Below are 13,808 nucleotides of genomic sequence, written 5' to 3' on the forward strand. Positions count from 1 at the left end.
ATCAGAGCACTGAACGCCGATAAACACCCCAAAAAGGATAAGGGCCAGGACGATAAACTTAAGTATTATACACCTTGTAAAACGCGTAGCTCACTATGCATCTAGCACGTATGCAATGTGTTTAAAATTATAAATTTAAAGGGAAATTAGATATCTGTACAGATAATTTCGCAAGGTTGACTCAGACTTTATAGTTATATTCTTGACAGTGCTCTCATTCTCAGAAGTTATCCTTGTATCCATATTACGGGATATATAGGTTGTATTTTAGTGTGATATCAATCTCATATGGAATTTCAATCAAATGAAGCGGAATCAAATCGTCAGTGGCTTACTGTTCGCGCTATGTCCAACCATTGCTTTTTCGGCATCAACTAATAATCAATTTGAGTTTTCAAATACCCTTCATGGCACCGTTTGCTCTGAAAACCCAGATGTTTGGCTACTTGGTGGAGAATTAAAGGTTGATGCTCCTATTACCATCAATGGAACACTAATTACTCGTGAGGGCGTAAATCTATCCAGTAACTCCCTTGCTGCACTAGTTGGTAAAGGAGACTCTACAACACAGCACTTTATGACAGATGCTATCGGCTGTATTCAAAGTGATGATCCTATCGCTTTGGTTGGTGCTGTAGCTTCTTTATACGAAAAGCAGTTTACCAGTTTAAGTAGTGCAGATATTCCTGCCCCAATTCCTGAACCCGACCTACCTGAAGCGCCAAAAATCGTTAAAGACCAATTTGAAACGAAAGCTCAATTTGAAGAGCGCGTAGATAAAATTCGTCTTGAACGTCAGCAAGAAATTGCCGCAATTCAGCAGAAGTATCGTGAACAGGTTGAAGCAAGAAATGCAAAAATTCGCGCGCTACAGAGCAATGTTGATCAGCGAAAAGACAGTTTAGATGAGAAAAAGTCTCAGCTTGTTGCTCGAGCATTCAGAGATGTAATGGGTAAACCCGTTGTTACAACGAAAAGTTATGATGCTGAGAATCAACAGATGCATTTGCTATTTAAGGCGTCTAATCAAAACTATCAACGTGACATAGTACTTAATGTCCCTCTGGAGCAAGCGCGTGAACTATACAATAAGATTAACGAATTAGATCTCGCCCTGACCTACAGTTACAACCAAGATCAGCTTGAGTTGGTAAATATTTCAGGTTCTTATCATAAGAGTGAGTTCGCAGGAGACATAGCGAAAAGTCAATTCAAGCCCGAAGCAATATCTGTCGTACTTGATAGCAAATCATCTGTGGCGGTACCGGGTTTAGAGATGCAAAACCCGAATTTGATTGACAGTTTTGAGGTCGATTCGCGTTTATCGGCAAGTGATAAAACAGCTGCTGATGAGTTGAAAGCGCTACTTGCCAAAGCTATACCCGTTGAAGCCAATAAATCAGCTTGGTTCTTCAATCTTTCTATTGAAAACTACGCGAACTCTGACCAAGTGGCCTTCGCACGTAATAGTGGCGAGCTCATGTCTGACGTTGCAAGTAAGGTATTGGGTGTTCCAGAACGTCATGTCTACGAGCTTATTGACCGAGATGCAACAAGTGGTGCAATCAAAGACAAGCTACGTTTGATGTTAGATAACGTAGCTGAAGGTGATACAGTTTATTTCTACTACAGTGGTCACGGTATCCCTGCAATCCCAGATAACGATCCTTACATTCTACCGCAAGATAAGATCCCTGATTACGTAACTGATGACCCGTTTTTCAAGCTCGATAACGTTTACAAAACTCTTTCCAATAGTAAAGCAGGCAAGATCGTGGTGATGGTTGACAGCTGCTTTAGTGGCGCGACTGATGGCGTGTCAGTAATTAAAGGGGTCGCGGCATCCCGCCTTGCTCCGAAGAAAGTCAGTATCGATCCTGAGCGTATGGTGGTAATGACAGCAGGTCGAGACAAAGAATACTCCAATATGTATCAGGAGAAAGGTCACCGCCTATTTAGCTACTACCTAATGAAATCCATGATCGAAGGTAATCGCGATATCGGTACGCTTTACCAAGAAGTCTACGACCAAGTAAAGTCGGCTTCATTTGAGATGGGTGATCTAAAACGTCAGCACCCAACCATCACTGGTAACCAAACCATTTCACTTTAACTTTATTGAAAACATTGATTAAGGCTTACATCCATGTTTAAGAAAACTCTATTAACAACGACTGCTGCACTCTTTGCAACCTCTACTTTTGCCGCTGACGTTGACAATACCAATCTTGATATAGCTTTCCAAGGTGCTCATTTTCAAGGTGCTGGTAACCAGATCACTATGCTGCGTGTACCTGTAACTAATAAGGATACTGGTGAAACTCAATTCTTTGATATGAGTGCTGAATTTGCAGCAGATAAAAACGGTAACTTGATATTCAAAAATATCAGCTCTGTCAAATCTGTTGCGTTTGCAAGTGCTAACCAACTCATTCCTGGGCATTATTTAGATACTAATAATTGTAGTTGGTTTGTTGAAGGGCCTTCAGCTACTTCAAATGGTCGCTTGACTTGGAGCTTCTTTAAACCAGCTAACAATATTGGATGTTCAAACAACGATAAGCGTACAGGCCAAGTAATGAATGGACCTTTAGAAGGAAATCAATTAGCTATAACTCAAGAAACAATTTACAACAAAATAATTAAAAACTCTGAAAACAACCTTAATTTTGGTGTTTACAGAAATAGTTACGTTATGTCCGCAAGCCAGAATGGTAAGACTATCGCTATTAATATTTATAATAAATATGGTTTAGATGCGAGTTGGACAATTATGCAAGCCCCTTACCCAGGTAAGAAAGAAGACTAATGAAACACATAGTCATACTATCAGCCTTGGTTAGCTCTTGTGTTTTTGCTTCCCCGTCGTGGTACGGGGAAGTGCCTTTTGACGCCAATCTCATTTATGGTTTCGGTCAAGGGGGTACTTATCAACAAGCCAAAGACAATGCTTACCATGATTTAGCGAAATCGCTCGAGAGTCGAGTGATTGGTGAAACAAGTTCATCTATAGAATTTCAAAACGGTAAGTTAACTAAGAGCGCTTCTTCCAATAAGACCTCTTTCTCTGACATCGTATTTCGAAACAATGTCACCATCAGTAAGAGTGAAAAAATTGAAGGGAAGTTCTATCTTGAAGTTCAGTATGATCCCACTTCTTTTGCACAAAAGCTGTCATATTGGTTAAAAGACTCCCAATGCAACAGCGAACTCCACCCTTATTGGTCAAAGACTGCACTGCTTCAGAATTGGGTAGAAAAGCACCAATGCTTACCTCATATTGACATTGAGCGTTTTGCTGGTGGCTGGCAATTGACAAACAGCTCAGGACATTTGGTTTTACCTGAAGCACAGTACAACCATCTGTTTTTCAATCATCACTCTTCTTCTCTTACTCTTGCATCGACCAATGCTCGATTGAACGCAGGAGAGTACTACTTCATTAACCTGTCAGCTAAAAAATCCGGTTACTTATCTCTATTTCAGGTTTATGAAGATGGAAGTACTGGTGTCTTACTTGAAAACCAGTATGTAGAGAAAAAAACGCATATCGAGTTCCCAGACAAAAAGCTCTATGACGGAATTGAAGCACTTTTGAACCAAGGAAAAGAAACTTACGACACCAATATCGCATTGCTGTGTCCTACTAAGATTGATACCTCACGATTTGAAAAGCTGGATGAGTCACGCCTTTCAATAGATACCCCTGGCTTTGGTCTAATTCTCAGTTATTTAGAACAATGCGATTTTGTCATGGAACGACTATCGATTAGCGAAAACTAATCGGACAATGCAAAGGAAAATCATGAAGAATACTATTTTGTGCTTGTCGCCTCTCGTATTAATACTCACAAGCCCATTGAGCTACGCTGAAACTTTGCAGCAAGCTTGTGAACTTGACATCGCTGAAAATCAATGCACGAGCGTGGAACATTTTGTTAGTCAACCTTTCGAAGCAAAAGACGAGTTTGAAAAATATAAACTCTGCAGCGAGGCAAAATTCGACTTATACAAAGTTCAAAAGAACTGTGAATTTGACCAATACCTCGCCAATGCTCAAAAGACTTTTAACGAATTTAAAAACACAGTGTCAAAGAAATGGGACAAGCCTAACTTTAGTGATCAATACTCTTGGGTGAGCTACAGTCCGACCCTGGAACTCAGACGTGAAGTGAACTTTGAAAAGAACGTTATCAAAGTAACGAGTCTCGCTGGTGAAGAAACGAGTATTGAAGAGCTAAAAGAAGAGATTTGGGCCACATCACAAATTACTATTGGTGAAGCACAAAAAGCGGATGTGTTTACTGCCACTTTGATCGAAGAAACCGAAATCGAAGAACTCAGCAACCAACCATTACTCCCTGTGTCTGAAGAGCAGGATGTTCAACTTCAAGAGCTAGAAAAAGCCCTTGAAGAGGTTGTCATAACAGAGTCTATCGACAGTAAGGGTAACAGCATTATTGAAGCACAAATTAGCTTTCCGCCTACATGGTTAAATCGCAAAGAGAAACGTTTCTACGACGCTGTTGAAACATACTCAACTAAATATGGTCTTGAGCCGGAATTTGTGCTTTCTATCATCAAAACAGAAAGTGCCTTTGATCCAACCGCGGTTTCACACATTCCAGCCTTTGGTCTAATGCAGATCGTTCCTAGTTCTGCTGGCCTTGATGCTACAAGCTTTCTTTTTGGTGAGCAACAGCTGCTAAAACGAGACTACTTATTTGACCCAGAAAAGAACATTGAAGTAGGTACTGCTTACATTCACCTTCTCCGCTCTCGCTACTTCAAAGGCATTGAAGATGAAGAGAGCCTGAAATACTGTGTTATTGCTGCCTACAATGGTGGTATGGGGCCCATCTACCAAATATTTGGTGGCAAACGTTCTGTTGCCGTTAAAAACATCAATCAGCTTACTTCTGAAAAAGTGTTCAGCACGATTCAGAAAAAACACTCTGCAGCGGAAACTCGCAATTACCTAAAGAAAGTACACAAAGCAGAACTTAACTACGAAAAAAAACATGATTTAGGGATTTAACATGAAAAAGACTCTACTCCTTACTGCAATGACAGCGTTGGTGTTTCAAGTATCTGCGAACACTGAGTTTCCTGACTGGCACATGAACCCACAAGCAGAATTAGATGAAGGTTTGATCGCTGGAGTTGCATGTGTTGAAAGTATGGGAGATCTAACTTTAGACATGGATGTTGCTGCTATGGAAGCTCGCGCGTCACTTGCCGCTTCTTTAGAAGCTATGGTGCAGCAAGAGTTAGAAACAAACCGAACGGCTGAAAAGAAAAAAATTGTCACAGCTGATCGCAAAGACAACATTGTAACAACAACGGTAACCGCGACATCAACAACGAAGCTGCTAACAAACCAACTAATGAAATACACTTGGGTGGCTGAATCGATATCAGTTGAAAAAGATGTTGACGAATATCTATGTACTCGTGTTGTTGCTCGACTACCTCAGATAGTGACAGAGTAAGAGGTCAGGATGCAAAAACAAGCAGTGCAAGTACCTGAAGAGCCGTCAATCGCTTCAGTAGAAACAGAAAAAGCTATTCTCGATAAACTAAGGGAAAAGACACCCAACCCAATTCTGGCGATTATGGCACTTATTATCGCTGCTGGTCAGTTCAATGATGCCATTGATATGACGGGAAAAGGTTGGGATTTGTTGGTCTCAAATTTCTCAGATTCTCCGTCAAATGAACGCTTATCAAACGTATATATTCGAGCATCAAGTGGTGTGTTAGAAGAAACCTTTGGCTCGCCCGTATATACAAAATATTCAAATGGTGAAGTTGAGATTAAGTACTATAAAGACAGCAAGTTTATTCTATCTGCTATTACATCCAATGGTACAATAGACGCATTTTTAGTGTTTCCGAAACCTGGTTTTGTCCCAGAGATAAAGTATCATGCGGGCAACGACACCTACTTGCAAACCGCCTTCGCTGATTCAACAACTCCGCTAGAGGCTATTTCCAATCTAGCTAGAAGTGGTAATTACTATATTGAAGAAGCGGAGGGAGGGCGCTATGCGTTACTTTACAATTCAGTCGGTGGATACAGCGAATACCTATCTAACCTCACCAAGGGCCAAATACAGCTGTTAGCCACGTTTAATGACAAGTTAATGATGGAAGAAAACTCTACGTCAGCTTTGGTCAATTTACGCCAGCAAATCAAACCTAATTTCTATGGCTACAGTGCGGTTGGCTTAGAAGATTTGGCGCCAGCGATTTTAACCAAACTGGAATATGAATTAATTACTAATTAGGGTGCATTGTGAAAGAACTTTGCTTGTATCGGGACAGGGAACTGATGGTGTGTAGCAAACAGAGATCAACGTCTTAAACTTGAGTTTTCCTTCGGTGACGGAAAACCTGTACTGTTTGACTTTTGGGATACAGAAGTACTCCAGGTGTGCTAGCGGTACGCATGCTGACAATGCTGTGCAACACAACTACTTCAGTCTAGGCCCCGCTCAAAGCCACCAATATCGCTAGTGGCTCTGACCTTTCCCCCTAAATTAACACCATGACTTTGATGAGATTTCTAATACACTAGAAACAGTGGAGATCTCAAAATGAAAAAACGATACACGGAAGAACAAATCATTAAGGCGATAAAGCAGCACGAGGCTGGCGCTAAGGTGGACGACATTTGTCGTGACATGGGAATATCATCTGGCACGTTTTACAACTGGCGCAGCAAATACGCTGGGCTTGAAGTGAACGAAGCAAAAAGGCTCAGGGAACTCGAGTCTGAGAATAATAAGCTCAAGAAATTGTTGGCTGAGAAACTGCTCGAAGTTGAAGCGATGAAGGACGTTGTCTCAAAAAAGTGGTAACACCATCTTCTCGAAAGCTTGTTGTCCGATATCTCATTGATACTCATCGACTGAGTGAGAGAGTGGCCTGTAAGCTTGCGTGTTTGAGTCGAACGGCGTTTCGATACTGCCCTAAAACCCCGTCAGATATTGGGTTACGCGAACGCTTGAAAGAGCTAGCGGCACAATATTCTCGCTACGGCTACCTAATGCTCCATGGCTTACTAAAAGCGGAAGGTCTAGTTGTGAATAAGAAGCACACCTATCGTCTATACACGGAAGAAAGGCTTCAAGTCAGAACGAAGAAGCGCAAAAAGCTACATCGCCCTCGATTGGTTATGGATCTCCCTACCCGAGCTAATCAACGCTGGTCGATGGATTTTGTATCTGATCAGTTGAGTAATGGAAGACGTTTTCGCGTACTCAATATCGTTGATGACTTTTCACGAGAGATCATTGGACAACTGGTGTCCGTATCAATCAGTGGTCAGCAGGTTGCTCGATTTTTGACTCCACTGACCGAGGTGCGCAGTAAGCCTGACAATATTGTTTGCGATAACGGCACAGAGTTCACCAGTAAGGCTATGTTCTTTTGGGGTAAGGCGACCTCGGTAACACTTGCCTTTATCCAGCCTGGTAAACCAACTCAAAACGCCTTTGTGGAGAGCTTAAATGGCAAATTCAGAAATGAATGTCTCAATCAACACTGGTTCAGAACTCTGGATGAGGCACGTTACGAAATAAATCTATGTAGAGAGCATTACAACCACGTTCGGCCTCATAGCTCTCTCAATTACACGACGCCAGTTGAGTATGCCAATCAAGCGGCGTGAAGATAAGAAACTTCATCGAGGTGATGGTACTAATCTCGGGGAAAGGTCAGCTCTATGCCACACTGTTTAGAGCTTTTAAAGATAGTGTTCTTTTCATTCGTTCTAGTGTTTTCTTGAATCCGTACCCTGAGCCGTACCCAGGGTCACTTTTTAGACAGTAATAAGTTGATTGAGCCCTTATTTAATTCGCTCAAGCATCACACCCGCTTCCATATGGTGGGTGTAAGGGAATTGGTCAAACAGGGCGAATCGAGTGATCTTGTGCGTTTGCGATAACACGTCCAAATTCTCTTTGAGCGTATCAGGGTTGCATGAGATGTAGACGATACGTTGATAGTTTTGCACCATCTTACAGGTATCGATATCCATGCCTGAGCGAGGCGGATCGACAAAAATGGTGTTGCAGTTGTAGCTGCTTAAATCCACATTGGCGTCTTTTAAGCGGCGGAATTCTCGTTTGCCTTCGATCGCTTGAGTAAACTCTTCGGCTGACAATCTGAGGATCTGTACGTTGTCTATGTTGTTAGCTGCGATGTTGTACTGCGCGGATTCAACGGAAGGCTTGGCGAGTTCGGTCGCTAATACACGGTCGAAGTTTTGTGCCAGTGCCAGTGAAAAGTTGCCGTTACCGCAGTAGAGCTCAAGCAGATCGCCTTGGCTCTCCTGGGTGCAGTCGACGGCCCATTCCAGCATTTTTTCTGCCACTTTTCCGTTAGGCTGCGTAAAGCTGTTTTCGACCTGCTGGTAAACATAAGGCTGGCCGTTCACATCCAGTTTCTCTACCACATAATCTCTATCGAGCACGATCTTCATTTTACGCGCACGGCCAATCAGGTTGAGGTTGAACCCTTCGTCATTTAAGCGTTGTTTCAGCGCTTTTGCTTCCACTGTCCAGGCATCATCGAGCTGACGATGGTATAGCAGCGAGACCAAGATTTCGCCGCTCAGTGTCGAGAGAAAATCGACTTGAAAGAGCTTGCGGCGCAGTGTGTCGTTATCTTTCATTGCTTCGAGAAGCAGCGGCATTAAGTCATTGATAAGACGACTGGCCGCCGGAAACTGATCGACGCGGTACTTTTCACGAGTCTGTTGGTTAAACATGATGTAATAGAGATCATCCCCTTCGTGCCACACGCGAAATTCGGCGCGCATGCGATAGTGCTGCTCTGGAGATTTGAACACTTCCAACTCAGGCGCCTCGTAACAGGAAAACATCTCGGTCAAACGAGAGATTTTGTCATCGAGTTGCTGCTGGTAGTGCTGCGGGTTTACATCAAGAGTCGCCATGAATAGTACCTTTGGGGTGATTACCTGGGTGGTGTTTGCCATTTAAGAGCGCAGATTTTATTCAATCCCCGTCTGATGTCCAGTCTTGGTCGCGAAACGGGCGCAATGCGCACTGTAAAACTATAGCTTATAGCCATCTATCACTAGACAAACACCGTCAGGCTCAATACTATGCCTTCAAGCTGGTGCTATCTAGATGTATAGATGGCTGAAAAGGGAATCTGGTGCAAATCCAGAACTGACGCGCAGCGGTAAAAGAGAACGACCCCTCAACACGACACTGCACCACGGGAGGTGTGGGAAGTCGAGGCAGTAGGCCAACAGCTCTTAAGTCCGAATACCTGCCAGCAGCTGAGTTCCATCAACGGCATCCGCCAGAACTCAGTAGGATTTACGCGATTTAGGAACAATATAATGAACAAATCTATTCTAGCGATAGCAGTGGCATCGCTACTTCCTGCTACCTCGAGTTTGGCCCAAGAAGCCGCGGCTGATGAAACCATGGTGGTGACGGCGAATCGTTTTGAGCAAAACACAAAGAGCGTTGTAGCTCAGATCGAAGTCGTAACTCGTGACGACATTGAACGCATTCAAGCAAAGTCTTTGACTGATGTATTTAAGAGGTTGACTGGGGTTCAGGTAACGCAGAATGGTGGCCGTGGACAGCAAGCTTCAATTTTTGTTCGCGGAGCAAACTCAGATCAAGTCCTTGTGCTCATTGATGGTGTGCGTTTTGCCCGTGCTGCGAAAGGTGGTGTGGATTTTAGCCAAGTACCGATCAATTATGTTGAGCGAGTCGAGTACGTTCGAGGGGCGAGAGCTTCAATGTATGGCTCTGAGGCGATTGGTGGGGTCATCAACATTATTACACACGCCAAGTCTAACAAAGAAACGACGAAACTCACTGCCGGGTTAGGTAGCCTTGACTACCAAGAATTGAACTTGGTATCTGGATTTAAAGTAGGTAAAAATGGGCATGTAAGCCTGTCCGTCGGTTACGATTCCGATCAAGGATATAATGTTCATCCAATCTCTGGCGTTAACGATAATGATCGTCATGGTTTTGAATCTCGAAATGCCATAATCGGCTATGTCCACGACATTGATCAGCAGTGGAAGGGTTATGCGAACATCCGATTGTTCGAAAACTTTTCACAGTATGATGGTAGTTACCTAGATTATATAAGTAATACCTATGTTTATTCGTTAAAGGAGTCGGAAGTACAGAATGTTGCGTTGGTAGGTGGTATCGATTATTCAGGAGCGCAACTCAATTCCCACTTCTTGGTTAACTATCAAAATCAAGATAATTGGGATTATGAAAAGAGTGAAGGTAAGCACTCTTCGTCAGTTTCATCCGATGAATTGGAACAGACTAACCTTCAGTGGACTTCATCTTACGCATTCAGTTCATCGTTAGTATTTAGTGGTGGTATTGACTGGCGCAACGAAGCTTACATTGTTAAGCCAGCCAATACTGAATATGATCGAACCAATGTAGCTTATTTCGTTGCGCTTAATGCAGATTATGAGAAAGCTTTTGGAGAACTGAGTGCTCGCCTAGATGACAACGAACAGTTTGGGACAGAATCAACATATAACACTGGTGCTGGCTATCGTTTTTCTGAGTGGTTGGTTGTTAAAGCATCCTATGGCACATCATTTAAAGCGCCAAACTTGTATCAATTATATAGTTATTATGGCAACGAAACGCTTGAAGCTGAGAAGGCGGAGTCTTTTGAGCTAACATTTAGCGGTGTAGTAAGTGACGTGAATTGGTCCATTACGGGCTATGACACTAATGTTGATAGCTTGATCGACTATAACTTTAGCACAAGCAAATACTACAATTCTCCTGGAGAAAGCCAGTTGAGAGGACTAGAGCTTGTGGCAGAGTTTGAGACTAGCTTTATATCTCACCAATTGAGTGCGGACTTTAAAAATCCTGAAGATCAAGAAGGTGAGCAGCTTATTCGTAGAGCAAAAGAAACTTATAAATACAACGCTGTTGCCGGTTTTGAGCAATTTGACCTATCGCTTGGCTACCAATATGTGGGTAAGCGACCTGATTTTTCTGAGGAACTAGCTGCCTACAGTCTGTTTGACGTTTCTGTTAACTACTATGCGAATGACCATTTAACTCTTAATGGTAGGGTAGAGAATGTGACAGACGAGAAATACGAAACAGCCGGAGGGTATCCTGCACCAGAACGTGCTTATTACCTTACTGCAACTTACCAATTCTAATCGTAAAGCCGCCTTCGGGCGGCTTTTTATACTGATAAACAAATTATATGAAAAAAAACGTCATCGTCAGTTGGTCTTCTGGTAAAGATTCAACCCTCACACTTGAGCGACTTATCGACAGTAGCCAATACCAAGTCATTGGCCTCTATACGACCTATGTCAAAGACGAAGTCCCTTTTCAAGCGACGCCGCTGTCTGTCGTCCGGATGCAAGCACAATTGCTCGGTTTGCCGCTGATTGAGATTGCTTTGCCAGAGGTGTTCCCAAGTAACGAGATCTATCAGCAAAGCATCGTTGACGGCTTACGCAATAGTGGGTTAGCAATAGACGCTGTCGCATTCGGCGATATGTTTTGCAATGGTATCGCAGACTATCGGCGAAGCTATATTGAGCCTGCAGGATGGGAGTGTGTCTTCCCTCTCCTTGGAGAGAGCAGTCAAGCGTTGGCCAACGAGATCATCGACAGAGGAATACAAACCTTAGTGGTCACAACGGATGCCGAGCAACTTATCCCAGACTACTGCGGCCTTTGGTACAACTCAGCGTTCCTACAATCACTACCCGAGACGGTGGATCCGTGCGGAGAAAATGGTGAATTTCATACATTGGTGACTCAAACAAGAAGCTACCAAGGCGAGATAGTGTTGGCGTTGACGCGCCAAGAGCACGGAGAGCGCTTCTCACATCAACGTTATCAAGCCTCGATATTGCCAATCGATGCAGAGCGAGTATGATCAGCGCATCTTATTGTGTGGAAGTCGCCAGTGTTCTCTCAGCCAAATGTTCTAATTTTTGATTCCGGTGTTGGTGGGCTTTCTGTCTATCAAGAAATCGAGGCGATCCTACCCCAACTCAACTACTACTACGTTTTTGATAACGAAGCGTACCCTTACGGTGAGCTAGAACACAGGGTGTTGATCGATCGCGTAAAGCAAATCGTGTCGCAGTGCGCCGATCGGTTTCACATCGATCTAGTGGTGATTGCATGCAATACGGCGAGCACCATTGTGCTCCCCACACTTCGTGCCCAGCATACTATTCCCATTGTCGGTGTTGTGCCGGCGATTAAGCCGGCGTCAAACATGGCCAATAAAGCCGTCGGGTTGATTGCGACGCCAGCGACGGTGACGCGAGAATATACCCATGACCTCATTCGCAACTTTTCTCAGAGTAAACCTGTCGAAATGCTAGGCTCGACAAGGCTGGTGGATATGGCTGAAGAGAAGCTACGTGGGCAAGCGGTAGTACTGGAAGAGTTAGAAGAAGTGCTGCTGCCGATCAAAGGTCACATTGATGTTGCCGTACTAGGCTGTACCCACTTTCCGCTCATCAAAGATGAGATCCAACAGGTGCTCGGTGATGGCGTTATCCTAGTCGACTCCGGTCAAGCCATTGCGAGACGCGTAAAACAGCTGCTGGGTCATGAATTAGAAGTGAGTGAGAAAGGCAAGCGGGAGATTTACTCCAGCGCTCCTCCTTGGCAGGAAGAAGCGCTGAACAGAAAACTGCAGAACTTAGGGTTTACTCCTGTTCAGAGTTCTCCGATTGAGATTTTGGATTGTTAGCAATCCTCACCTTTAAGGTACGCTGAAGATAGTCTTTATCATTCAGCGCATCGATTGCAGTTTGCGCATCGTTGGTGGCCATTACCACAAAACCGAAGCCACGACGCTTTCCTGTCCTTTTATCCTTCATTAATCGAACGGCAAATACCTCACCATGTTGAGCAAACAACTCTTTGACGTGAGATTCGTTTGCTTTGTATGGAAGGTTACCAACATATAAGGTCTTGGTGGATGGATCGCTGACTGGTACTGGCTCTGAATCGGTATTCGAAAATTTAAAAACAAAAGCGCAAGCTAAAACACCGATAACAAAAGTCAACGCAGAAGATAGCTCTTTTCCTTGTGATTCGATAAAGAGAAAGAGCATGCCACCCAATACCGCCAAGGCTACCATCAGAATGGTTGATTTATTTGAACTCATATTGGAATACAACTTTTTGGTTGAGAATAAGAAAATCTATTATTAACAAAATAGATACAGGCATATTACGTATAAGGTTATTGTTTTTCCAACCTATTGATGTGACGTGTCTCAAATGTTGAAATTTTATTCTATTTTCATTGGTTTGATTTAATTTTGAGCAAACAGAAAATAAATTGAAAATAGTGCTTGTCTTCCTTTCAGACCTCCCTATAATGCCGCCTCACCGACACGGAGTGAGACGAAAGTCACAAACCAAATCGGGTTCAGAAAAATTAAGCGAATAAAAAAGCTTGACTCTGAAAGCGGGAAGCGTAAGATACGCACCCCTAGCAGCGAGACGCAAAAGCGACATCGCACTAGACGCTCTTTAACAATATAAACCTATCAATCTGTGTGGGCACTCGTTGATGATAATCCAATTGGAAGCTTAGGCTTCAAATTAGGTTTCAATGAACTGAGTGACCATTGAATCTTCGGATTCAGCACAGTCAATTCAAGTTTTCTAGGAACTAGCTTCTAGTCACTAGGAACTTATCAGTATTCATTGAGCCAACAAAACTTTAAATTGAAGAGTTTGATCATGGCTCAGATTGAACGCTGGCGGCAGGCC

The 13,808-nt window shown here is 43.3% G+C and carries 12 protein-coding genes and 1 riboswitch; of the genes, 10 read left to right on the forward strand and 2 right to left on the reverse strand.

Translation table 11 applies throughout. The features are described 5' to 3' along the window. Positions 1-304: 304 nt before the first annotated feature. The 7 genes from AC6R0R_RS18770 to AC6R0R_RS18800 all read left to right on the forward strand — a co-directional run bounded on the left by AC6R0R_RS18770 (position 305) and on the right by AC6R0R_RS18800 (position 7,675). Complete coding sequence (locus AC6R0R_RS18770) at positions 305-2,113, forward strand: caspase family protein (protein ID WP_500627819.1); 1,809 nt, start codon at positions 305-307, stop codon at positions 2,111-2,113. A 33-nt stretch (positions 2,114-2,146) separates the two neighbouring features. Next, entirely contained in the window at positions 2,147-2,809 is a 663-nt protein-coding gene (locus AC6R0R_RS18775; RefSeq protein ID WP_500627820.1) for a hypothetical protein, read from the forward strand. Continuing rightward, positions 2,809-3,783: an LPP20 family lipoprotein gene (locus AC6R0R_RS18780; protein WP_500627821.1), complete on the forward strand. Its 975-nt coding sequence runs from the start codon at positions 2,809-2,811 to the stop codon at positions 3,781-3,783. Before AC6R0R_RS18775 ends, AC6R0R_RS18780 begins: the two co-directional genes overlap by 1 nt. Positions 3,784-3,805: 22 nt before the next feature. Continuing rightward, positions 3,806-5,038: a transglycosylase SLT domain-containing protein gene (locus tag AC6R0R_RS18785; RefSeq protein ID WP_500627822.1), complete on the forward strand. Its 1,233-nt coding sequence runs from the start codon at positions 3,806-3,808 to the stop codon at positions 5,036-5,038. Between the two features lies 1 nt (position 5,039). After that, positions 5,040-5,492 (forward strand): hypothetical protein, encoded by a 453-nt coding sequence (locus tag AC6R0R_RS18790; protein WP_500627823.1) that lies wholly within the window; start codon positions 5,040-5,042, stop codon positions 5,490-5,492. A 9-nt stretch (positions 5,493-5,501) separates the two neighbouring features. Continuing rightward, entirely contained in the window at positions 5,502-6,290 is a 789-nt protein-coding gene (locus tag AC6R0R_RS18795) for an ETEC_3214 domain-containing protein (protein WP_500627824.1), read from the forward strand. A 309-nt stretch (positions 6,291-6,599) separates the two neighbouring features. Next, positions 6,600-7,675, forward strand: a protein-coding gene (locus AC6R0R_RS18800) for an IS3 family transposase (protein WP_500627825.1) whose coding sequence is annotated in 2 segments (ribosomal slippage) — positions 6,600-6,849 and positions 6,849-7,675 — 1,077 coding nt in all. Because the reading frame shifts where the segments join, the coding sequence is not laid out codon by codon here. Between the two features lie 177 nt (positions 7,676-7,852). Here AC6R0R_RS18800 and trmA read toward each other — a convergent pair. Then, a complete protein-coding gene (gene trmA, locus AC6R0R_RS18805; protein WP_500627826.1) occupies positions 7,853-8,962 on the reverse strand; it encodes a tRNA (uridine(54)-C5)-methyltransferase TrmA in 1,110 nt (369 codons plus the stop codon). A gap of 166 nt (positions 8,963-9,128) precedes the next feature. Further along, positions 9,129-9,325, forward strand: a riboswitch (cobalamin riboswitch). Positions 9,326-9,376: 51 nt separating this feature from the next. On the opposite strand from trmA, the gene btuB reads away from it, so the two are divergent. From btuB to murI, 3 genes are read left to right on the forward strand one after another with little or no spacing between them, the layout of a single operon-like run. Then, positions 9,377-11,209, forward strand: a complete 1,833-nt coding sequence (gene btuB / locus AC6R0R_RS18810; protein ID WP_500627827.1) for a TonB-dependent vitamin B12 receptor — start codon at positions 9,377-9,379, stop codon at positions 11,207-11,209. Between the two features lie 47 nt (positions 11,210-11,256). Then, positions 11,257-11,943 (forward strand): Dph6-related ATP pyrophosphatase, encoded by a 687-nt coding sequence (locus AC6R0R_RS18815; RefSeq protein ID WP_500627828.1) that lies wholly within the window; start codon positions 11,257-11,259, stop codon positions 11,941-11,943. Between the two features lie 30 nt (positions 11,944-11,973). After that, positions 11,974-12,774 carry a glutamate racemase gene (gene murI, locus AC6R0R_RS18820; RefSeq protein ID WP_500627829.1) on the forward strand — a complete coding sequence of 267 codons (801 nt, stop codon included), beginning with the start codon at positions 11,974-11,976 and terminating at the stop codon, positions 12,772-12,774. Here murI and AC6R0R_RS18825 read toward each other — a convergent pair. Next, a complete protein-coding gene (locus tag AC6R0R_RS18825) occupies positions 12,731-13,195 on the reverse strand; it encodes an RNA recognition motif domain-containing protein (protein WP_500627830.1) in 465 nt (154 codons plus the stop codon). The two genes, murI and AC6R0R_RS18825, sit on opposite strands and share 44 nt — an antisense overlap. Positions 13,196-13,808 lie beyond the last annotated feature (613 nt).

The sequence above is a fragment of the Vibrio sp. R12-SW3-ISO1 genome (genome assembly GCF_059834005.1).